The 23262-nt window shown below is 61.7% G+C and carries 16 protein-coding genes; 10 read left to right on the top strand and 6 right to left on the bottom strand.

The genetic code is table 11. The features are described from left to right. Positions 1-20: 20 nt before the first annotated feature. Positions 21-2054, bottom strand: a complete 2034-nt coding sequence (locus tag RMO89_RS02125) for an AAA family ATPase (protein WP_310530934.1) — start codon at positions 2052-2054, stop codon at positions 21-23. 37 nt (positions 2055-2091) lie between these two features. Here RMO89_RS02125 and RMO89_RS02120 point away from each other — a divergent pair, with 37 nt between their 5' ends. The 5 genes from RMO89_RS02120 (at position 2092) to RMO89_RS02100 (ending at position 12849) form a co-directional block, all read left to right on the top strand. After that, positions 2092-2373, top strand: a complete 282-nt coding sequence (locus tag RMO89_RS02120) for a hypothetical protein (protein WP_310530933.1) — start codon at positions 2092-2094, stop codon at positions 2371-2373. Positions 2374-2811: 438 nt separating this feature from the next. After that, positions 2812-4635 carry an AAA family ATPase gene (locus RMO89_RS02115; RefSeq protein WP_310530930.1) on the top strand — a complete coding sequence of 608 codons (1824 nt, stop codon included), beginning with the start codon at positions 2812-2814 and terminating at the stop codon, positions 4633-4635. Then, entirely contained in the window at positions 4635-5279 is a 645-nt protein-coding gene (locus RMO89_RS02110; protein ID WP_310530928.1) for a 4Fe-4S cluster-binding domain-containing protein, read from the top strand. Before RMO89_RS02115 ends, RMO89_RS02110 begins: the two co-directional genes overlap by 1 nt. Next, complete coding sequence (locus RMO89_RS02105; RefSeq protein WP_310530927.1) at positions 5276-11545, top strand: AAA domain-containing protein; 6270 nt, start codon at positions 5276-5278, stop codon at positions 11543-11545. The genes RMO89_RS02110 and RMO89_RS02105 overlap by 4 nt, the downstream gene beginning before the upstream one ends. A 167-nt stretch (positions 11546-11712) precedes the next feature. Then, positions 11713-12849: a hypothetical protein gene (locus RMO89_RS02100; protein ID WP_310530926.1), complete on the top strand. Its 1137-nt coding sequence runs from the start codon at positions 11713-11715 to the stop codon at positions 12847-12849. A 307-nt stretch (positions 12850-13156) separates the two neighbouring features. On the opposite strand, the gene RMO89_RS02095 is transcribed toward RMO89_RS02100, so the two are convergent. Continuing rightward, a complete protein-coding gene (locus RMO89_RS02095; protein WP_310530925.1) occupies positions 13157-14023 on the bottom strand; it encodes an ion transporter in 867 nt (288 codons plus the stop codon). A gap of 71 nt (positions 14024-14094) precedes the next feature. On the opposite strand from RMO89_RS02095, the gene RMO89_RS20455 reads away from it, so the two are divergent. The 4 genes from RMO89_RS20455 to RMO89_RS02080 all read left to right on the top strand — a co-directional run bounded on the left by RMO89_RS20455 (position 14095) and on the right by RMO89_RS02080 (position 16492). Then, on the top strand, positions 14095-14880 hold the full coding sequence (locus tag RMO89_RS20455) for a DUF4236 domain-containing protein (RefSeq protein WP_409035501.1): 786 nt from the start codon (positions 14095-14097) through the stop codon (positions 14878-14880). Between the two features lie 335 nt (positions 14881-15215). Next, positions 15216-15863: a S24 family peptidase gene (locus RMO89_RS02090; RefSeq protein WP_310530924.1), complete on the top strand. Its 648-nt coding sequence runs from the start codon at positions 15216-15218 to the stop codon at positions 15861-15863. Between the two features lie 9 nt (positions 15864-15872). Further along, complete coding sequence (locus tag RMO89_RS02085; protein WP_310530923.1) at positions 15873-16298, top strand: hypothetical protein; 426 nt, start codon at positions 15873-15875, stop codon at positions 16296-16298. Continuing rightward, positions 16199-16492, top strand: a complete 294-nt coding sequence (locus RMO89_RS02080; protein WP_409035500.1) for a DUF6961 family protein — start codon at positions 16199-16201, stop codon at positions 16490-16492. Before RMO89_RS02085 ends, RMO89_RS02080 begins: the two co-directional genes overlap by 100 nt. Before the next feature lie 41 nt (positions 16493-16533). Here RMO89_RS02080 and RMO89_RS02075 read toward each other — a convergent pair whose 3' ends face one another. The 4 genes from RMO89_RS02075 to RMO89_RS02060 all read right to left on the bottom strand — a co-directional run bounded on the left by RMO89_RS02075 (position 16534) and on the right by RMO89_RS02060 (position 22525). Beyond that, positions 16534-16773, bottom strand: a complete 240-nt coding sequence (locus tag RMO89_RS02075) for a hypothetical protein (RefSeq protein WP_310530921.1) — start codon at positions 16771-16773, stop codon at positions 16534-16536. Between the two features lie 82 nt (positions 16774-16855). After that, positions 16856-19792 carry a MobF family relaxase gene (mobF, locus tag RMO89_RS02070; protein ID WP_310530920.1) on the bottom strand — a complete coding sequence of 979 codons (2937 nt, stop codon included), beginning with the start codon at positions 19790-19792 and terminating at the stop codon, positions 16856-16858. Between the two features lie 35 nt (positions 19793-19827). After that, entirely contained in the window at positions 19828-22203 is a 2376-nt protein-coding gene (locus RMO89_RS02065) for a type IV secretion system DNA-binding domain-containing protein (protein WP_310530919.1), read from the bottom strand. After that, a complete protein-coding gene (locus RMO89_RS02060) occupies positions 22193-22525 on the bottom strand; it encodes a hypothetical protein (RefSeq protein WP_310530918.1) in 333 nt (110 codons plus the stop codon). Before RMO89_RS02060 ends, RMO89_RS02065 begins: the two co-directional genes overlap by 11 nt. 439 nt (positions 22526-22964) lie before the next feature. Here RMO89_RS02060 and RMO89_RS02055 point away from each other — a divergent pair, with 439 nt between their 5' ends. Beyond that, positions 22965-23159 carry a hypothetical protein gene (locus tag RMO89_RS02055; RefSeq protein ID WP_310530917.1) on the top strand — a complete coding sequence of 65 codons (195 nt, stop codon included), beginning with the start codon at positions 22965-22967 and terminating at the stop codon, positions 23157-23159. Positions 23160-23262 lie beyond the last annotated feature (103 nt).

The following is a 23262-nucleotide window of genomic DNA, read 5'->3' as shown; positions in this document are numbered from 1 at the left end:
ACTCCAGTTAGGCGAATTGGCTACGCTGCCGATGGCATGTTGTCCGGTTCTGCAGGCGCATTCATAGTGTTGTCGGGGATGGGTGCGCCCGTCAGGTAAAGCCAGATCTGTCTTACGATCTGTAGTAATGTCTTCGCTGAGGTGCCATTGGCCTGAGCGGCTGCAAGTGTCTGGTACATGACCTCGGGAATTTTCTGAGCATCGCTGCTGGGCAGGATTCCAAACGGTTCGCAGGCGGCTGCAAGGCAGGCATCCATCAGTTCCTTGCCAAGATCAGTCCTGACTGTTGCCTCAAGATTGACCTCGAAGTGGGCGAATCCGTCACCTAGCACCGTCTGCGTAGGGGCCGTCAAACCTTCCGCTTCTGGTTGACAGAGACGGAGAATGGCGAGGTCTTTGTGCTCTGAATGATCCTTGGTTCCAAGGTCACAATCCCAAAGGACATAGGTTGGAATGCCAAGCTCCCTGAAAATTAGCAGAGGACGGTCGATGTTGCTTTTGCCTTCCGCCGAGAGGATTGCGACACCCGCTGACTCGAAGCTGACACCAAGAATCCGCGCGGCGGCCGTAAGTGCGGCCTTGTCGCTTCGTCCTTCAACGATGACGACGCCGTTTGCGAAAAAACCCTCCGCCAGTTCGATGCCCAGAATGTGCAGGCGTGGGACCAGCGTTTCTGCTGTGTATGTACCGGCGGGTTTGCCCCAGCCGGTTCCGAGTTTGTCCGCGACGGCACCCAGATCGAGCGCGCGCAGTTCGCATTGTTTGTAGTCGCTTCCCTCGCACGCAACCCTGCGAGCTAGCCTGATTTCATCGGCCTTTGAAAGGGAAACAAACATTGGCGAATGTGATGCGAAAACCACCTGGGTCGGTCCTTCCTGACCCGGAAGGCTACCCGAACTCAGGCCACGCAGAACATCGGCAAAATGCCGCTGCTTGGTAGGGTGTTGGTAAAGCTCTGGCTCTTCGATTGCCAGAATGAGGTTCGGAACTTCTGGAGCCGCAGCCATTGCATCTTCTCCATCCGGCGTTGCCTCTCCGTCTTGTGCCGATGGCTGAACTGTTGCGGTACGAGCGAGATACTGAAGAAGGGTTATGATGAACGCCCGCTGGAGTCCGTGGCCCTGACGATCTACTGGCCCACCAAAGCCATCGTCACTGAGCGACACATCAGCCAACGGTAACGGTACTGGAAACTCTTCCATAGCGCGCCACGCCAGATCGACCGCCGCATCACGGTATAGACCTTTGATATCTGTCGTAAGGCGTGCGGCAAGCTGGCCCAGCTCCGGCATATTGTCAGGAGAGACAAGCGCCTGGTATCGTGCGCCCATCTCCTGCTTGAAATCCTGGATGTCTTTTCGCTGGAGGATGGCCCCCTTGACGACCAGCTCAAGAAGGCGCGCAATTGGGCTCCCCTTGCCATCAGCGGCATCGCTCGCAGCCTCACGAACTGCGGGAATGAAAACGAAGGTGGTAAATTTCTGGAGCGCCCCACGACTGGCATTCTGAAAACCGAAAAACTGGCCATCATCCCGGCAGAGTGTCAGCATCTGGGGATGTTCCGCCTCCCAGATGAGCAGGGCTTCGTCTACCGCGACAGCGCTAGCTGCAGCGGGCAGTCCCGCATAATCAACGTTATCGGCCTTCAGTTGTTTGTACGCATCGCGCTTGGCTGTTGCGGCTGTCTGCGTGCGTATCGTCGTAAAATCTGGATTTTGAAGTACTGAGCCATAATATCGTCCGCTAGAAGATGACTGATCGAAGATTCTGGTGATCACCAAACGGCCTTCGCGGACTCGGCTTTCAAACGTTTCCAGTGCGGCTGCGCTGAGATTGTCGAATGTCAGTTCAATTTCGACCGGGATTGTCTGGTCGCGCCCGTAAAAGTCATCAGGGTCGAGGGACTTGGTTGTCGAGTAAAACTTTTCGATAGCCTTCAGTAGGCTGGACTTGCCAGCACCATTGCCTCCTATGAGGGCGGTATGGGCACCGATCTGCACGGTATTATCGCGAAGAGAACGGAAATGCCTTACTGTGACCTGTCTAAGCTGCATCTGATGCCCACCCGCCTGTGCGAAGGAACTTTAGAGCATGAACGCAGAGATTTTAAAGGCAATTATTGAGGTTAGGCCTCTGACCTTCTTGTACAAAGGGAAAGTCCGCGAAGTGGAACCACATACTTATGGCCAGCTGGAAAATGGCCATGAAGCTCTCTGCGCATGGCAAACGGCAGGCGGCAGCGGTCACGCTTTCCGCCTCTATCTGACACGCGAGATTACCGCGCTTTCAGTGTTGGACGAAACATTCTCGGGTCCAAGGCCAGGCTATCATCGAAGGGATTCAAGATTTGTGCGGATCGCCGCTGAACTGTAGGCCTTTGGATGAGTTACAGTTCACCCTGCACTGCTTCATCGCTCTTACTTGTGCGAATGGATGATCGGCGCGCTTCAGAGGGACCTTCCGGCCCCATAATTAAAAAAGTTGAATGGAAGACAGCTATCATTGGGCATTTTTGGCGGTTGAATGGCGGCAATGTCCGCGCATGGAGTCCTAACCATTTGGCCTCCCGTCAGGGGAGGGCCACCTTCTCTCGATTGCGACATCGCTTATAAGCACCGAGAAGACTTGGCTCGCACGCGCCTGAGCCGCTTGAACCGCGGATGAAAAGGGCCTCGCCTTTACCTTCCTCCGACTTGACCGCCACTCAAATTGCATGAAGATCAGGCGAGCAGAAGTGTGCAGGCTCACGAGCCGCAATGGTTTGATGCGCGCAGGATTCAGGCAAAGCGCGTCGAAAGGGGTATTTGAACTGTGACGGCTGAGAATCTGCGACCGCGCTGGGCGCGCGACCTCTTGCGCTTCCTGCCCCTCAAGTCCCAGTTCGTCCTGACCGGCAATGTCCGCGATCTCCAGATCAGGGCAAGTGGAGGCCAAGCCTATGCCGCCTCGCTGACCGATGTCCTCGCGGCATCGCTCGCTGAAGCAGGCTACGGCGAGATCGTGCGCTACGATCCAGTCCAGGGTTTCGCAACCATCACAGATCCCATGGTCAGCACAAGCGATGCCGATGCCCCTCTGGCAAGACTCGGCCTCACGCCTGCGCAGGGACGTGCAGCGGGCGGTTCCGACGTTCTTGCCACAACTCTCCAGCGTCAGGCCGAACTCGACGGACCGTCGCTCGCGCTCATAGTCGATTTCGCATCGCGGCTGATCGTGCGCAACGATGCACTTTCGCCCTCTGAGCAGCAGCTGTTCACGCGCGCCCTCGTGCTGGGTCAAAGCGTACAACCCCGCCCGGTGGGACCCGAGCGTGCACCACGCTTCAACTGCGTGATCTGGGTAGTAGAAAAGGAAGGCGACCTTCCCGACTGGCTGATGATTGACAATCCTCGCCTGCGCCACATCCCCATTGCCGCACCAGACCGAGCGGCCCGCAATGCGATTGCCCCATCCCTCGTGCGCTCGATGCCCGGCGGGCGCGAGGCCGCGCCGGAAGTGCTGCAAGAGGCCCGTGAGGATCTCGTGGATTCAACCGAGGGAATGCTGTTGATGGACCTCAACGCGGTGACGCAGCTCGCCCGCGCTGAAGGCGTTCGGATCGAGAACATTGGCGAAGCAGTCCGTCGCTATAAGGTCGGGGTGACCGAGGACGCCTGGCGCAAGATCGAGCGCCGACGCATCCTCGAGGGTGCAGATACGATCCGCAACCGGGTGGTGGGACAGGACCATGCGATCACCCACATGCTCGATATAATCAAGCGCGCAGCGACCGGTATAGGCGGCCGCCGAGGCAACCGCCCGCGCGGTATTGCCTTCCTTGCCGGACCCACAGGCGTCGGCAAGACTGAACTAGCAAAATCAATCACCGAGCTCCTGTTCGGTGACGAGAGCGCTTATATCCGTTTCGACATGTCCGAGTTCAGCGCCGAGCATGCCGACCAGCGACTGATCGGCGCACCGCCGGGCTATGTCGGCTACGACGTCGGTGGCGAGCTCACAAATGCCGTGCGCGAGAAGCCATTTAGCGTCGTGTTGTTCGACGAGATCGAGAAGGCACACCCGCGCATTCTCGACAAGTTCCTGCAGATCCTCGACGACGGAGTTCTGACGTCGGGCCGGGGCGACCGTGTCTATTTTTCCGAGACGCTGATCGTCTTCACCTCGAACCTCGGAATCTACACGACCGGCCCTGACGGTGAGCGTCGCGCTGCGGTCACGCCAGACCAGCCATTCGAGGAAGTCCAGACGCGCGTACGTGAGGGCATCGGCGATCATTTCAAGCTCGTGCTGAACCGCCCGGAAATTCTCAACCGCTTTGGCGAAAATGTGATTGTCTTCGATTTCATCAGGCCGGAGGTCGGCGTCCAAATCTTTGACTCCATGGTGAAGTCAGTCCTCAACGATGCCGCTGCTTCGGGCCAGCGCGTGGAGATGATGCCAGACGCCCTTAATTCCTTGCGGGAGCTGTGCACTGCGGATCTTGCCAATGGTGGTCGCGGCATCCGTAACAAGATCGAGGCGCATCTCATCAATCCCCTCGCCCGCGCCCTCTTCGAGCGTGAGAACGCTGGCCCCGTCCGGATCCGTTCGATCGAGCGGGGGACAAGCACGGTGCTCGTTCTGGAGGACGTCTGATGCGCATGATCCTCTCGCGCCTGCATTTCCCGGTGACGACGCTCGGGCCCGGACGCCGGATCGGCCTGTGGTTCCAGGGCTGCTCGATCCGCTGCGCGGGCTGCATATCGCGCGACACCTGGGAAACGGGTGAAGGAGAGGTCGAGGTGGCCGAAGTCATTGCCGAGCTTGGGCGCTTCGCCGGTGAAGCTGATGGTCTCACCGTTTCAGGCGGCGAACCCTTCGACCAGCCCCAGGCCCTGACACTAGTTCTTGCCGCATGGAGGCAAATGTCGAAACGCCCCGTGCTCGTCTTCACCGGGCGTGAGCGCGCCGAGGTCGACGAGTGGCTTACAGCCAACTCCGGCCTTGTCGATGCACTGGTCACCGGCCCCTTTCGTTCGGACCTACCCCAGACCATGGCGCTTCGCGGCAGCGACAACCAAGAACTTCACATCTTCAGCCCTGCCGGAGAGGCGTTGAAGGCCTTCGAGCGCCACGCCACCTCCGCAGACCGCAGGCTGGACGTTATGTTCGATGAAGAAGGCCAAGCCTGGTTCGCAGGCATCCCTGCTCGCGGGGATTTTGCAAAGATGCGCCGGGCGCTTGCCGCCGCCGGCCATCACGCCATCACCTCTGACATGGCAGGAGTTTTCGCCGCGTGATCCGTTACTGCCCGAACTGCCACACCGAACGCGGCGCAGACGAGATGTTTTGCGAAGGCACCATCGAGGGCAAGCCTTGCGACTGGCCGCTCTCGGGCGTGGCCCTGCGCCAGTCCGGCTGGCGCCCTGAAGCCGCTCCTGCAGCGCCCACTCCCGTCCCAGCAGCTCCCCGGTGCACGAACGGCCATGCACTCGGGTGGGGAGACCTCCTCTGCCCGAACTGCGGCGCTGACCTCGTCGAAGACGGCGATCCCGCGGCCGTGCACGAACCGGCAGCGGCATCTCCCGCCGAACCCGTGCCGGGTACATCCGAAGAGTCCTCCGCGATCGCTCCGACCGTGATCGGCGACTGGACTCTGGTGCGGCGCCTTGCCTCGACCGGCCACATCCAAGAATCCTACGAAGCCATGCGCGGCAGTGACGGGCGCCAGGCCATACTGACGCTATATGCCGAGGGCAGCGAACCCGACCCCGAGGTCTACGAGGTCTTGCGCACGCTCGATCGCGACCATGTTCCCGAAGTGCTCGACATCGGCCGCTTCGCGGAGCAGGTTTACGAGGTGTCGGAGGATCTCAAGGTCGGCAGCCTTGCCGACCTCGGACTCGTGGCTGACGATCTTGCCGGGCTCTCGCGCATCGTTGAGGAAGTGGGCGGCGCGCTGGCCGCGCTCGCCGAGTGCGGGCTGCGCCACCGCGACCTCAAGCCCGACGCGATCATGGTGCGCACGCGCGACCCACTCGATCTCGTGGTCACCGGGTTCGGCTCCGCACGCCTTTCCGATTACGACCTCGATATCGTCTCGCCGCTCGAGATCACCCGCTACACCGCGCCCGAGGCTGTTGCTGGTGGTGTTGCCGCCGCCAGCGACTGGTGGAGCCTTGGCATGCTCATTCTCGAACAGGTCACGAGTGGTGCCTGCTTTGCCAGCGCCGACGACCAATCCTTCCTGATTAGCGTCCTCACCAACGGCGCGCCGATCCCCGAGGGCCTCGCCCCCGAGGTCGACACGCTGCTGCGTGGCCTGCTCGCGCCTGACCGCCGTGTGCGCTGGTGCTGGCCCGAGGTGCGGCGCTGGCTCGACGGCGACATGCCCGAAGTCCCGGCGTGCAAAGGCCCCAACGAAGACGATCCTGCCCGCCGCTCGATCGCGTTGGGCGGACGCCGTTTTGCAGGCGGGGCGCAGCTCGCATTGGCCGCAGCCGAAGCCACCCATTGGGACGAGGCGCGCGATCTGCTCCTTCGAGGGGATCTCGTGACCTGGATGGAGGAGGCGGGCCTTCATCCAGAGCTTCGTGCTGAAGTGCGGCAGATCGCTAGCCTCCAGGATGTTTCAGGCGATTTTCGCCTGGCGCTTGCGCTCAAGGCCTTGAACCCAGCCATGCCGCTTGTGGTTCGCGGCGAGATAGTGACGCCAGGCTGGCTCATCGAGCATGCCGAGGAGGGCTATGCCTTGATTACGGGACCGGTTCCCGAGCGCCTCGAACGCGACGATGACGAAGTCTGGCTCGCCCGCCTCCAGCGACGCGAAGCGCGTGTGCGCGAACGCGCGCGCCATCTTGAAGTTGAACTTGACGAGGCGAAGCTGCGCGCCCTTGCGCTCTCGACCTCGAAGAGCCGTCTCACAGCTCTCTGGGAAGAACAGCGCCGTATCTTGCCCGACACCGATCACCCGGGCCTGCTCGCGATAATCGAACGGAAAATCACAGAGGAAGAGGACCTCATCCTCCTCCTCGGGGCTGCAGCGTCGCAGTTTCGTAGTGCCGATGTGATCGTTGGCGAAGCGGAGACGGCGGCGAAGCAAGCAGGCGTCGAGGCATTCGACTGCGAAGCCGCTCATGAGCGCCTTGTCGGCCCGCGTCGCGAGGTCCATGCCGCGATCGAAGCGAGGCTCCAGGGCTTTGCCCGCTGCGGGATCGAGCGGATCGACGAATGGGCCGACCAGTTCCGGTTGGAGCGCCGCCTGCCAATTGCGCGCTCGCTCGCGGTGCTTGCCATCCCGGAAGCGGACTGGCGGCAGCCGCCGCGCCAAGCCTATGTCGCAACGCTCCTCGAATTCTTCGCGCGGCGCATCACCGGCTCGATCATGCGCGGCCCCCTTACCCGCATGGTCATCGGCAAGACGACCGCCCGCATCGACCTCGTCGAACTTGACAGCGCCCGCCGTCCGGCGAGTGCCCTCCTGGACCACCTGCTGCTGCGCAACGATCAGGCAATTGACGTCGATCCCGGCCCGCTGACCGAGGATGCGCGTCTCGAACGGCGCCTGCGCACACTTCATACCCACGCGACGCTCTACCGCCGCGACACCGGCATCGACGGGCTCTATCTCGGCTTCCCCTTTCTTGTCATGCAGGAAGCAAGGACGACAACGCGCCCGCGAATCGCGCCCGTGCTGCTCTGGCCGGTTCGCGCCATTCCCGAAGTCGGGTCTCGTGGGCGTGTCACGCTCGCATTCGACCGCGACCGCGAGGAAGTAAGGCTCAACCCTGCCTTCGAGACGCTGCTTGGCATCGAGGAGGCGGGACGCTGGCGCGAGTCGGCCAACGAGATTCTTTCGCGAGCCTCGGTCAATTCCGCCGAAGTTGTCGATGCATTCCGCGACCTCGCCGCAGTCCAAGGTCGTGCACTCGTGCCGCTGCCGTCCAAGGACCTGAAAGTGAAGACCGGCGACGACCAAATTGTCTGTTCGGCCGCGCTCTTTCACCTTGGCTTCTTCGGCCAAGCGGTCATGGAGGACTTGCGGCAATTAAAGGCCAAGCCGCCGGCTGGCACAAGCCTCGAGACGGCATTTCGGGCAGGCGAGGAAATTGAGCGCCCCGAGTTGAAGTCGGTGCCCGAGATCGAGCGCTTCTTTACCGCCGACAGCGACCCTTCCCAGGAAGCGGCCGTGCTGGAGGCCCGCAACGGGCGGGGTCTCCTGATCGAAGGCCCGCCTGGCACCGGCAAGAGCCAAACCATCGTCAACATGGTGGCCGATGCTATCGGCACGGGCCGCAGCCTGCTCGTGGTCTGCCAAAAGCAGGCCGCGCTCGAAGTCGTGCATAAGCGGCTAGAGGCTGCGGGGCTCGGCGAGCGCGTGATCATGGTCAACGACGTCAACAAAGACCGAGAGAGTGTGATCCGCACGGTGCGCGAGCAGCTCGAGGACCTCTTCAGAAGGCCCACCGGTGCGTCGGCCCTGCGCCAACATCGCCACCAGACGGCGGGGCGCATCGAAGTGCTCGAGTACGAACTCGACGGCCAGCACCGCGCACTCCATGCCGAAGACAGCCAAACCGGACTGTCCTACCGCTTGATCCTGGGCGACCTCATCCGTCTTGCCCGCGAAGGCGAGACGCCTTCGGTTCCTTCGCTCCGCCAACTACTCGGTTCCTTTGATCCGGGGCGTCTATCGGTCTTTCAGGAGACGTGCGCGCCAGTTGCGCGCCTATGGCTACCCGCTCACCACGAAGGCGGTGCCCTGTCCGACACGCGCTCGTTCTCGGTGGATCCCGGAACAATCGATTCTTTCGCCGGTGACTTCATGCAGTTCGCAATTCTGGAGCGCGAACGCCTGTCGGTGATCGAGCGCACGCCCAATGCGCTGGATATCGAGGATCCCGAACCTTATCGGCTGTGGAGCACAAACTACGGTGCTGCGCTCATCGGCCTTGCCGACGAAGCCCGCGAGCGACTCGCGCGCTGGCTCGACCGACTAGTCGGTGCCTCGGTGCGGACCCCAGGCACCACGCCGATCCAAACTGCGCTGCTTGCAATCGAACAGGATCTCCTTCGTCTACCGCCTGATGAAGCAGAGGCCGACGCGATCGCGGTCGCACTTGCGATGTCCGACAGTGAGCTCGAGGATTGGGGCGCGTTGTCCAACCGACTTCTCCAGCGTCCGACATTCATGCAGCGCCTGTCGCCGTCTCGTTGGTTCGCTTCGCGGCGGCGCAGCCAGCTCATGCGGCGCGAAGGCCTCGCCGATGCGGCGGCGTTCGGTGAAGCGCTGCACCGCGAGGAACAGCTGCGCCCTATCCGCGAACGTCTTATCGAGGCGATGAGCGTGCTTGGTGAGCCTGCCGGTGACCTGCCTGCTCTACGCCAATCAGAGCTTATCGATGCTGCACGCTCCATAAGCGGCGAACTTACCGCCGCAGAAGCGCATGTCGTGAGACTCGAAGCCTATCCGGAGCGCGACACAGCTTTCGCTATGGCACGCGCTAGGACCCGGCAGGCGGTCCGGGACCTAATAGAAGGGATAGACCAGGGCCTTGCACGCCATGCTGCAAGGATTACTTGCCTTGGCCAGCTCAAGCGTCTCGAGCTCTGGATGGCCGAGAGTTGGATCGCCGAGTGCACTAAAGCGATTGCTGATGACATCTCCAATCATACCCGCATCGACCCCGTTGAGCTCGGCCTGCCCAACATCGCCGCCTACCAGCGATTTCGACCGCGTGTCGCGCAGCTAGGCGAAGAAGTTATGGCAGTCTTCGCCGAGCTCGCCCGCATCCGGGGGCGGCTCGAGTCCCTGCCCGCGACCGAACTCGAACCCGTCGTGCGGCGGATCATTGCGACAGAGGCCCGCCTTGCCTGGAAGACGCGGCTTGAGGTCGACGATCCGACCCTGCTGCTCGAGGCGGCTGAACTTGAAGCGAAAGCAGCTTCCCTTGGCAATGCCGATCGCGAAATGCGCGCGCTCAACAGGCGCCACCTTGCCGAAGGAGTCGATGCAAGCCGCCTTAGTCCGATGCGCGAGTGGGAGGACATCACGCGTCTTCGCGGCGTCCGCGCGCGGCGCCTGCGAGAGTTCGTGGATCGGGGCGCGGACCTCGGCCTCATGCAACTGCGCCCGGTCTGGCTGGTCAATCCCGATGTCGCGAGCCGCTTGCTGCCATTGCGCAAGGCACTCTTCGACACAGTGATATTCGACGAAGCCTCGCAGATGCCTATCGAATATGCCCTGCCCACGCTCTACCGCAGTCGCAACATGATCGTCTCAGGCGATGAGAAACAGATGCCGCCGACCGCCTTCTTCACGAGTCGGATCGAGAGCGATGAAGCCCAAGTCTATGAAGGCCAGGAATCCGAAGACGAGCTTGGCGAGGAAGAGCGCGCACAAGTGACGGAAACCTGGAACCGCCGTGAGATCAAGGATTGCCCGGACCTGTTGCAGCTTGCCAAAACCGTGCTGCCTTCAACAACGCTGCAAATCCATTATCGCTCGGTTTACCGCGAACTGATCGAGTTCTCGAACGCTTCGTTCTATGTCAATCGCCTAAGCGTGCCGGCGCGGCATCCGGCCGACGAGATTCGCCGGGTGCGACCGATCGAGGTGATCCGAGCCGACGGCATCTACGAGGACCAAACCAACCGCACCGAGGCAGAACATGTTGTCGATGTTCTGCGCAGGCTCTGGCTCGACAAGCCCGGTGCCCCGCCGACGGTCGGCGTCGTCACCTTCAACCGCACGCAGGCCGACCTGATCGAGGAAGTGCTCGAGGACCGGGCAGAATTAGACGGAGCCTTCCGAACGGCTCTTGCCCGAGAGCGTGACCGCGTCGAGGCCAGCGAAGACATGGGTTTCTTCGTCAAAAACGTCGAGAACGTGCAGGGCGACGAGCGAGACGTGATCGTGTTCTCTTCGACCTTTGGCCGCAACGCTCAAGGGACCTTCCGCCGCGTCTTCGGCGTGCTTGGTCAGGCGGGCGGCGAGCGGCGCCTCAACGTTGCGGTCACGCGGGCACGCCAGAAGGTGATCCTAGTGACCTCAATACCGGTCGCGCTGATTTCTGATCTGCTGTCGACACGCCGCCAGGCGGCAAGTCCGCGTGACTTCCTACAAGCCTATTTCGAGTACGCCCGGTGCGTTTCCGAAGGAGAACTCGATGCAGCTGCTGCCCTACTGTCGCGCCTCACGCCTGAGCAGCGCCGTGCAGGAGCGCGCCACGATGGCCTTGGTGACGGACTCGAGGGAGCCGTAGCCGACGAGATCCGCGCTATGGGCTGGGAGCCTTCACCAGTGAGCGACGACGGTGCCTTCGGGCTGGACTTCGCGATCGAGGATCCTCGAACCGGTCTCTACGGCATAGGCATCGAGTGCGACGCGCCGCGACATGGGCTGCTTACCACGGCCCGTGCCCGCGAAATCTGGCGACCTGCTGTGCTGCGGCGTTCGATCCCGGTCATTCACCGGGTCTCCTCGCATCGCTGGTTCCATGAGCCAGCTTTCGAGCAGGAGCGGCTAAGGACCGCGATCACGAGAGCCATGGGAGCAAAATCATGAGCGGTCCCAAAGTAGTGCGAATCGTTACGCGCGAGGAACTGGTCGAAATTTGTGCAGGCCATCTTGCACGTGTCGATGCGGCGCTTGAAAGCTGGATCCGGATCGGCAAGCGGAACGACTGCATCGATGATGAGGCGATCGCCGAGGCCTGCAAGCGCCGCGATAACTTGGCAGGCCTGATCGTGGCCAACCGCTTCATGGACCTTCAGAAGCAGGCACCGGTCGAAGAGGCTTTCCTGCGCCGCGATCTGGAACAGCGCCTTGACGGGATCGCAGCCCAGCATGCTGCGACAAGATCCAGAGAACGGCGCGAACGCGAGGCGGCCAGCGCCATCCTGGCTGCTCTAGGCAAGGCCGGTGCTTCTATTGATCCGCAGCTCGAAGCCGGCCTCAAACGCGGCGATGCACAAGCAACAAGCCGCGCGCTCATGATGCTCGGCGGTAAGGTCGAAACCTCCATTGACGCGTTGCTCGCGAGCAAGCTGCGGGGCGGCGAGGCTATTCCCACGCTTGCAGACTGGAAGCGTGGGAGGCTTGAACTAATAGATTCTGCCATTGAGCGCATCGAGATGCGGATCGTGCAGATTGGACAAATTGGCGATGTTCCACATGAACACGATTGGCGCGCACGTCTCGTCGAAGCGACTAATGCTCCGACCGACCTGCGCAATCTCATTCTCGACTCTCTCGAAGTGGAAACTGGACGCGCCCTCACCGCAGCAAGGCACCGGGCCGAAGCGCTGAGGGAGCTTGAGGCGATCCTCGCCGAGGCAGATGCCGCCGGTTTCGACACTGCCATCTGGCGGACAGATTTCGATACGATCAAGGTCGAAGTTCTAGAGGCGCGAAGCAGCGCGACTTCCGCAGCAATCGAAGCGCACCGTTTAACGGGCGCGGCCAATGCCCGCCGCAATGCCCTGCTCGAAGCGCTAGGCGGGCTTGGCTACGAGGTGACCGAAGGGATGGCGACTGCATGGGCTAGCGAAGGTCGGCTCGTGCTGCGCAGCGCCGCGCGTCCCGATTACGGCGTCGAGGTCAGCGGCGCCGAGCGCATTCAGATGCGCCCAGTAGCTTTCGATGCCGGTGCCGTCGGTCCTGATCCTGCCCGCGACATCGATGCCGAGACGATCTGGTGCGGCGACGTCACCCGTCTTCAGCAGAACCTCGCCCGGCACGGTGACGCCCTGAAGATCGAGAAAGCCCTCCCGGTGGGAGCCGTGCCGCTCAAGCGCGTGGCCACGGCAGGCACAGCGCAAAACCCGGGCATCAAAGCCCCGGTACGCCAAGAACGCACACTGCGCTGACTTTATTATGGCTATCCTATCGCGATGCGATCGCCTGAAGCCCCAGGGCAAACGTAACGCCAACGCTCAAAACTCTCGGAAGATCATGAGGTGAAGCGACACATTCCGACAAAATCTGCCAAGGCTGAGTATTGTTTGGACAGCAAAGCGCAGTTGGCTGAGAGGAGCCAGCAGATCAGCGGATGCCCTTCAAGGCCAGTAGATAGTTTTACGCTCATAGGACGGTGACAGGAGCGCACCTGAAACCGTCGCACCATCGGTCGTGACCCTTAATCGCAAGGCGCCGTCCAGACATGATAGCGCCCCATTATTGGTTATCGGCCTTTCTATCCCGCTGAACCGCCTCGCTGAAGCCAGACGCGAGAATACCAGTCGGAAGTGCAACCAGTCCAATGCCCGCCACTGCAACCAAGACCGCGATGAATTTGCCGAGCGGCGTAACCGGCGAAACGTCACCATAGCCAATCGTTGTCAGTGTCACAGCTGACCACCATAGTGCTCGGGGAATGCTGCCAAATTTATCGGGCTGAACGGTGCCTTCCGCCCAATACAGGGCCGTCGCGCCAGCCACGAGCAGGATCAAAGCCAATGAAACTGCAAGCAGGAGCTCATATGCTCGGGTAGTAACTGCGTAATGCAGGTGTTCAGCGGCGCGGCTAAAGCGCCCAAGCTTCGCGAGCCGAGCAATCCTCGCGAGACGAACGATGCGTAGCAAGGCGAGGTTGGCGGTGAAGAAGGGTGCCCAGGCAGCGAGCAGCACGACAAGATCCAAGAGCCCAGCGAGACTGATGAAAAACCTGCCCCGCTTCGCCAGACTGGACGCATCACCTGGGGCATCCGCAGCGGACCAAAGTCGAGCAGCGTATTCGACCGAGAAAAGGATCGTCAGAACGCCTTCAGCGACTTCAAACAAACCTCTGAACGGATCATAGAGTGTCGGTTCGGTCTCCAAAATTGCCAGCAGTGCACCAAATAAAACCGCGAATATGATGCAATAGTTGGTGCACGATAGGCCTCTGCCGACCCGAGCTGTGGGCTCCAGCTCTTGGTACGTGCTTAAGCGCATATTTGATAGCACAGCATCGGCTTTCTTCGAATTTTGAGATAGGGTCGATACACCTGATCTGATTTGCAACGACAGATGATTAGTCCGAATGTCAGAAACGGTTGGCAATGTCGAAGGTCACTTGCGTTGAAATACGGCGAATTGCAGTGCTGATTTAGCTGGTCTGGGGGAAGATAGCAGTGGGATTTCGCTTTCGAAAATCGATCAAAATTCTCCCTGGCATCCGGCTTAACCTCAGCAAGTCCGGCATCAGCACGTCGCTTGGTGGGCCTGGGGCATCGATCAACATTAGCCCAAGAGGAACAAGGAATACTGTCGGGCTGCCAGGCTCTGGAATGTCATACAGCACGTTTTCGAGCCATCAATCCAGCTCCAATCCGCCACCAGGCAACACCCAAGCAGGCACCCGCAACAAGGGCTGTGGTTGCCTTGCTTTAGTCGGGGTATTTCTCTTCGCAATTTCCATGTGCTCTCAAAAACCGGGAGGATTGTCGACTGATCCGGCGTCGCTTTCTAGCCAATCGTCTTCAGAGGCAGCCATCCTGTCACCCAATGGCGGCTCAGGAATGGTCTACGGACCTGACGAGACAGTATATGTCAGCTCCAACACTCTGAATGCGCGTGCGACCCCGTCGACTTCGGGCCGGATCGTCGGCAAGCTTCACAGCGGCGATGAACTCAAGGTGGTCGACACCGAGGGGGATTGGCTCAAGGTCGCCCAAGGTGCAGCTCTGTTCTGGATCGCAAGTTCGCATGTTTCAAGCGCTCAGCCGATCAGAGCACGAGCCCCGCAGTCGTTGCTAGGACCGGTCTCCGGAAATCAGGGATCGAGCAAACGCTCGAAGCCGCGACGAGGAAACTTTATCGATGGATCCTGTCCGTGCAGCGGTGCGCGTGTCTGCGTCGGCCCCCGAGGCGGTCGCTATTGCATCACTTCTGGCGGCAACAAACGATACGGCGTCTAACGGGACACGAGCGCCTGCCGCAACTGTGTTGCCAGTTCAAACGGCTTCACCAATTGGCATCACTTCTAGCGATGTAGAGCCTCACCCGCTCTTGCGTCCGACGTCGTGGCCGTCGGCCTGACCGCAAATCTTCCACGAACCGAGGATCCCCCACTACCGTGCGCCCGAACTTGCTCGGCGGCGTCTTGGTCCGCACCAAATAGGTCTCGATCTGCTCCAGTAGCTCCATCGCCATCCAACTCGCTTTGCCATTGTGTTCTTGTTTTGTTTATATTAGGAAGGCGTCCTAGAGTCTAGGATGACTTTTCCTAGCGATCGCGGCAGGACAGCGAATGATGGACGAAGCACGAAGGGCTCTGGACGAGCTCATCCTGGCCAGAAAGGGCTGCACATACTCAGGGATTTCGCGGCTGCTCGGCCGCAATGTATCCTATATTCAGCAATACATTCGCAAGGGCAGCCCGCGCTATCTCGACGAGAGCGATCGCAATATCCTTGCGCGATTCTTCGGCGTGGATGAGCGCATTTTGGGCGCACCGCCCCATCGCAGCTCCCCCGTGGTCGAACTGGTGCAGATCCCGGTTCTGGATGTCGAAGCATCTGCCGGTCACGGCGCACTTGCGGAAATGGAGAACAAGAGCGCGCAGTTTGGCTTTGATGAAGGATGGCTGCGCAAGCTGACCCAGAGCAAGGCAGCGAGCTTGTCGATCATCCACGTCATCGGGGACTCCATGGAGCCGACGCTCAACGATGGGGACGAAGTGATGGTCGATCTTGGCGATGGCCAGGGACGGCTGCGCGACGGGATCTATGTCCTGCGCATGGATGACGCGCTCAGCGTCAAGCGGATCGCAATCGAGCCGCAAGGTCGACGGATTTCGGTGGTGAGCGACAACGCGGCCTATCCAAGCTGGCGCGGGCTCGAGCGCCGTGCCATCAACATTGTCGGCCGGGTGCTCTGGTTCGGCCGCAAACTCCAGTAAAGCACCGAGATGTTCCTGACACTTGCAGCCGCCGTCGTCGCGGCAGGACAAAGCTTCACCTGTACACCGACCCATGTCTGGGACGGCGATGGTCCGATCTGGTGCGCGGAGGGCCCGCATATCCGCATTTCGGGTATTGCAGCGCGAGAGATGGACGGCACCTGCCGGACCAACCAGCCCTGCCCACCCGCCACTGCGCTCGAGGCGCGCGACCGCCTCGTTTCGCTGTTCGGCGGCCCACGCGGGACAATACCGACAGGGCATGTGATCGTTTCTGCCCCGGCCATGCACTGCCGCTCTGAAGGTTCGGCCGGCGGCTCGCGGACGGCGGCCTGGTGCACCCTTGCCTCGGGCGCCGATCTATCCTGTGCGATGGTCCGCACCGGAACGGTGCTGCGGTGGGACCGCTACTGGAAGAACCACCGTTGCCGCTGAGCGACTGGGAGCTCTGGGCCTGCGCCAACCAGGTTGTCACAACCCATGGGCATAATGCCCCGCGCCATGTGGCCGAGCAGATCGGCGCTCTTGCCCGCGCCGGTGATCAGGAAGGTGTCCGCACCTGGCAAGAGATCGCAAGACGAATTGCGGGCCTAGCAGACCTCAAGGATGCGCCGGGGTCCCGGCACTGACCGATACGTCTTCAAGCGGTCGACAGCCCCTGACGCACTAATCAACCAATCGGCGAAAGATCGCCCGGGAAGAGACAGGCCTGCCCTTCGCCGCGCATGCCCCCTTCGCCTTCGATCACGAACCCGCGCATGCGCTCGACCATATGCTGCGCGAGATCGACCCGGACGTTGCGCTGCTGGCGCGGGTCATCGGCGTTGAGGCCGCAGAGAACTGGCTCGGGCGCTAGTGCAAGCGCCACTTCCAGATGGGTGAACAGAATATCGTCAGCGATTCGGGGCATGGCCGCATTGAGAACAAATTGAGAACTTAAAGTCAATCGGCCTACCTTTGAACTCAGCCGACCAGCCCTCTTGCCACTGCTGTCAGATACCGATTTCGAAGGGTTTGACGATCGAACGGTCACGCTCGGGTGGCTCGCGCCCGGGTGCCTGTACCTTATCCATCTTTGCACCCTTGGCCTGCCCTTGGGCTGCCGCATTGCGGAGCAGATCGACGGTTTCGAGCGCCGAGCGCTTCATGCCAGTGTTGCGTCCGACCGCGGCTTCGAGCCGCGACGCATTGTCAACGAAGAGCGTGAGCCCGTCACGCAATCGGGTGATTGTCACCAGGAACGTCTGCTGGTTCGACAGATTGCGCTCCCGGCTGTCCATGACCGCGATGCCCCGATCGGAGGTCAGTCCCTGCGACATGTGAGCATTGAGCGCGTAGGCGAGGTCGAACCGCCGCAACATGGGGTCATCCCTCGCCAGCTCATGCGCGATGCCCATGGATGTGGTCAGTTTAACGGACTTGCTGTCGATCCCGGTAATCCGGGCTTGATCGGCATTGATCAGGCCCCGCTTGTGGTCCGTGTCGGTCCAACGGATGCGGTCGCCGGCATGGAGTTCCAGGGGCTTCACTTCGTAGAGCCGCAAGGGGTCGTGTTCGCCTTGCGGCCGGAGCTTCCCAGGTCTGAATTCGAATTGCTTGCCCCGCCCGTTTTCGAGGGTGACGCGCTCGCGCTTCGTGTCGCTTTCAATTACCCGGTAGGTTCCGCGCGTGAGGCCCTGGGCGCGTTTGTCGCGGTCGACTTCAACAACCATGCCCTGAACATAGGTGCCCGCATACCGCAGTTCCTCGCGCGTCGTATTGACGCGCGCAAGCACGTCGAGCTTGAGTGCAGGCTGCCCCAGTTCGCCATTGGCCTTGAGACCTGTCTGCACAGCCTCGTTGACCTCGCTACGCAGTGTGCGCCCCGACGCATAGATAGCGGTCCGCTCGCGCTCGGCGGGTGCAAGCGCCAGCCAGGCGGCGGCGGCCTCGATGGCCGCCCCTTCCCCGACCTCGACGACATTGGATCCCAGGTGGCGCAAGGCTTCTTCGATCTGCCCGCCTTGCGCGGCATGCTGGGCAGCCCGCAGTACCCGGTCTCGCCCGCGCAAGTTGATATTCATGGTCGCCGTCTCGACGCCTGCCTTTTGCATGACCTCAAAGGGTTTGCCGGCATCGACCGCACCCAATTGCTTCCTGTCCCCGATACTGGCGAAGCGCGAAAATTCGAGGAGGTTCGCCAGCTGAACCAGCTTTTCCTTGTCGGTATTGCCGACCATCGAGGCCTCGTCGAGAAGGACCACGGTGCCGCGCAGTTCGCTGCGCGCCGACGCTATGGCCGCTTTGTCTCCGCCTTCCAGCAGTGCGGCATGGCGCTTCAGGAATCGGGCCACGGTCATAGAAGGGATCCCGGTGTCGCGCTCCAACATCTGGACGAGTGTGTTCTGGACGGCGAGCCCTAGGACGGTCTTGCCTTCCTCGCGCAAGATGTCAGCCACGGGCTGGAGGACAGTGCTCTTGCCTGCCCCGGCCACCCCCTGGATGGCAACTATCCGGTTACTGGAGCCAAGGAGAAGCCTTCCTGCGGCTTCCTGCCCCTGGTTGAGGGTCATCCCGTAGTTGAGCTGGGAAAGCGCCTGTAGGCGTGCGCCTGCCTCGGCAGGATCGACGATCGGCGGAGCCATTCCGCGCCCTGCTTCAACGGCCGCAACGATCCGCTGCTCGGCAGCAATAGCGCCCGCCGTTGTGACAAGTCCCCGGTCCGCCCCTTTGCCGCGCGCGAGTTCGCCCTGGCGCAGCAGTTGCGCGACCCTGCGCTCGATCTCCGGCATGGCCACCGGCAATCCGAACCCCAGGGCGGCCTTGTAAATGTCGGTGCGGGCAAAGGCCGCTTCGCGTTCGGAAAGGTGGCGCACAGCCGAAGCAACAGCATGGACAGCGGCAATCTCCTGCGGCGATTTTCTGGCAAGATCGCGCGGGACGAGCGGATCGCCGGCGCGCAGCCCCAATCGCTCGGCAAGGGCCTGAGCGATGCCGCGACCGTGCTCGACCACGTCGCGGACAAACCCGCCGAGCGTTGGCACCCCGCCGATGTCGATGGAAGCCCGGCCATTGGCCCTAGCGATAACCTCGGCGGGGTCAAATCCGATCCGTGCCGCCTGGTCACGCCACTGCTGGCCGAGTGCGCCGCGATCCTCGATCGTCTGCTTTGCCGCGCGCGTCATGAGGTTGGCGGCATTGCGCGCGGCCAGCCCCTTGCCGTTCATCCCTTCAAGCGCGGCGACGATTTCGGCGCGGCGGGAACTGAAGGCATCGCGTACGTACCGGGGCACCCCCGCCGCTTCAAAATTGCCATGCTTGCCGGTCTCGCCGATTTCGTAGCCGAGCTTTTCAACCGAGAGCCGGAAGCGCGCCATTGTCATCGCATTGAGGAGCGTATTGTGCTCCCAGAGCTTGTCATTGCGAAGCGCCCGCCACTTGCCATCAGGCCCCTGGGTCACGTTGGCGACAACGGCATGGATATGGGCGCCCGGCTCCTGGTTGCGGTTGGTGTCGTGCTGGAAAAGCGCGACGAGCAGGTTGCCGGTCTGGGCGATCTTCTCGCGCCCTCGCACTTCCATGCGGGTTTCAGCAAGGTTCTTTTCGGCCCAGGCGAGCGTCTCCTTCACGGCTGCGGCATAGGCATCGATGATCCGCTTGTCGCCGCCGACAAGCGCGAGAAGCGACCAGCTCTTGGGCATGGAAAACGTGAGATCGGTCCCGGAACGATGCTCGCGCCCGTCGCTGCCAACCCGGCTGCCGTCGGGCAGCATTCCTTTGAGCACAGCTTCGAATAGGCGCGCATCGACCCGCCCCTCAAGGCCCTGGCGCTCCGCTCCCTTGCCGAACCATTCGCCGGACCGGTCGGCATCGGCCCGGGTATAGTAGTTGTCCGAGGCAAAATAATTGGCGGCGCCACCGGCGGTGCGCACATTGGCTGCGGAAAGCATGATGTGGGCCTCTCCTAAAGCGCCGCCGTCAGTGGTCAGATATCCATGTCGACATCGCCGAAGCCGCGATCATCTTTGGCAGACGGATCAGGCTCGGCGAGGCCATCTTCAAGCATCAGCTTGCGCGCTTCCGTCGCCGCATTGGGTGCTCGCTGTCGCTCCTCGGGAGCCAGCCCGGACCGCGTCCCCACAGGGCGAGGCGCGTCGCTGCGCACGCCATCGCCCTTGGCCGGCTCCTGCCCATCGGCTGCCCCGGCCTTGAGCACGCTGTCCTTGGGCATGGCAGGGGCGTTTTCCCGAACTTTTGCCGTGTCCGGCTGCTCCGCCTGCGGTGGCGCTTCGGGGGCATCAGGCACACCGGTTCCGGTCCGCACCTCGCGATCGACCACGCTGCCCGGTGCGGTCGCCTGTTCTGGCAATGCCGGTGTCTCGTCCTGGACGTGCTTTGCTTTGGCAGATCGTTCAAGCGCCAGTTCACCCTGCTTGGGGACGACCCGTTTGCCCGCCCCGTCGTCGTTCGACGAAGGGTGCTCGGAGGCGGAATTTCCATCCTCGGGGAGCCATGGCTTCGGCGGGATCACGGGTGTCCCGCCGCCTTCCGGTCCGCCATCGTCGCCGGCCCTGCGAATGAAAGGCTCGGCTCGTCTGCGCCGTGTGACGGGCGTCAACTTTACCGGTGCCGCCGGGAACCCGTCGGGGAACTTGATGTAGCCCGAAAGACGCGCGAGGTTCATCAACTGGTCGGGCAGCAGCAGCGGCTCGATGTGTTTGCGCGAGGTCAGGCTGACCGCATCGCGTGCGTTGTTGTAACCGTAGGTGTAACCCTCCTCCATGTCGCGCACCTGGGTGTGGCCGATGAAATCGGAACACCATGTAGCGGTCTCGCGGTCGGCGGTGCCGAGGATCAGCTTGGTCCTGGCAAGCGATGACAGCGTCATCGCCATGTTCTCGCCGTAGACCTCCTTGAGCTTGGCATAGGCGTGGATGCCGGTGACGATGGCGCCGCCGAAGTTGCGCGCGGTCTGAAGGCCCTTCTCGAGTGCCGGCAGGCGGTGCAATGCTCCGAGCTCATCGACGAAGAACCAGATGCGCAAATCCCTGGTCCGATCGAGCGTCATCAGCGTGTTCATCGCCAGATCGAGCCAGACAGTGAGCAGCTGCGAACACACGCTCATGTCAACGTAGCGAGCCGAGATAAACACCATCGAGCCCGAACCATCGTCCTGCTCGACCCATTGCCTGAGCGAGAAGCGTCGCCCGCTTTGCGGCAAAAGCTTCAGCGCCTTGGCGTTGGCATTGAACACGGCGCGGATCGATTCCGCCATGCGCGCGGCCTCGGGGGCCGTGAGCGGGTCAGCGATCGTACCGCGCATAAGCCGGTGCACTGATGCCAGGTCCGCCGTCATCAGTTCTGACGCCAACGCCTCGTTTGTCCCCTGCCCGCGCGCGCGCAGCTTCAGGCACATTTCGACGAACAGCAGGCGCGCGGCGAGCACCCAGAACTGCTCTGACCCACCACCATCGTGCGGCACGAGCGCTTCGGCGGCCGCGGTAAACTCGGCCTCGTCGCGGCACTCGTCGAAAACGCTCCACCGCGGACAGCGCGCATCAAGCGGGTTGAGGATGACATCCCGGCTGCTGTCGTAGAAATGCTCGATGAAAGTGCCGGTCAGGTCGAAGATGACAGCGCGCTGGCTGCGGCCGCGCGCTGCCTCGATCATGTCCGACAGGGCGACCGTCTTGCCCATGCCGGTCGTGCCGATAAGCATCGCATGGCTCTGCTCGAGCCGCCAGGGATAGCTGACCTTGGCCAGCTTCGACGGACGGTAGGGAAAGACCGTAGCGAGTTCGCCCGGCATGCAGAGCCGCCAGCGCCATCCCATCGCCTGGGTCAGATCATTCGCCCGTTCGGCGAGGTTGTGGACACGGATTTCCTCGACCAGTTCGGGCAAGGTCGCCAGCATGGCGCCGCGCTCGTGCTTGCGCTCTTTGGACTTGCGGCCAAAGCGGGCGGCGAACCAGTAGAACAGGGCGAAGGCTGGCAGGAGGGCGAGCGCCGAGCGCCACAAGACGCCTTGGAGAATGTCCACCATGTGGCCCCATGCACGTACCACCGGCGGGAAATTTTGGACCATCGCGATGGGGAATTGGACGGTCCCGCCAAAGCCTGTTTCGAGCGCCACCTGCTTGGCGGGATCGAACTCCATGAAACCGTAGGCAGAGGCATAGAGCCGCATCCAGACGAGGTAGGTTTCGTGGTCGGTCAGCCCGCTCGAAAGCATCCACCAAGACATCGAGGAGATGACGGCAAGGGCGATGATCAGGGGCCCCTTCAGCCCGGCAGCGAACATGAAACCGAAGTGGCCGAGCAGCTGGCTGCCGCGCGTGAAGTTGACGAGGTTACGCTTCATGGGAGCCTCCCTCGTCGGTGCTGGCAGTGAGGCCGGCCTGCTTGCACTTGGCGGCAAAGGCCTGGTGGACCCGTTCGCGCAAAGCGTGATCCTTGTGCCCGGCCAGGAGGGCATCGACCCCAACCATGGAGAACAGGGACTGGCGATAGAGCCGGCGCAGGAGACCGCGATCGCTCGTTACGGAGATTTCATCTTCGCACGCCCGGAAGATGACCGAACGCAGCCATTCGCTGACCGCCAGACCGTCGGCGGCAGCAGCAATCCGAACCCGCCCGGCGAGTTCGGAGGTGACGTAGACTTGCAGAGATATTGGTCGTGACATTGACCGACTCCTTCAAACGAGGAGCCTGGCCGCACTGCGAAAGTGCTTTCCCGGTTAAATCACAATGAAGAACATGTCAAGAACGAACGGACTCAGCAATTCCGCCCCTTTCCGCCTCCCCGCCAATCACTTCAAATTGCATAAATGACATTATATCAATGTGATTGAGAAGTGACCGAACCTATTTTCTAGGCATAATTCATTGGTATCAGGGACTAAATGACCGGCGACATGTCGCGTACGGTGTGCTTGAATTTCCCCCTTCCCGATAGCTGATCCAGGTTAGGTTCCAGATAATGGATGGAAGACAAGACGTGCCATTCCGGCGGGATGGCCTGGCCGCATTTGGCCGCGAATTCACAGCGGCTGACGCGCTGGTCCGCGCTCACATCCGATGGTATTACAGACCAGCGATTTATCCCGAATGGGGGTGCAGCGAATGTCCAGCGTAACACTGTCGGCAACGCCCAAAGGCAATGGCTTCCAGGCAACCATCACCTACGCGAACGGTGTCGGGATCAGTTCAGCCGAGTCCTACCCAACGAAAGCCGAAGCCATTTCGGCGGCGGCCATCAAGCTGCTCGACATGCCCGAGCGTCTCGAAGCGTTCGATGCTGCCGGCGCGGACATTTGATGCTGCCATCACGTGCTCACCTGAACGCTGGCTACGGGCTAGCCAAGGGAGCCGAGCAAAAAGAAAGGAGGAAGCCCATGCCTGGACTTCCTCCTCCCGGTAG

The sequence above is a fragment of the Novosphingobium sp. genome (assembly GCF_031424035.1).
Taxonomy (GTDB): Bacteria; Pseudomonadota; Alphaproteobacteria; order Sphingomonadales; family Sphingomonadaceae; genus Novosphingobium.
This window is presented reverse-complemented; position numbering and strand designations above follow the sequence as displayed.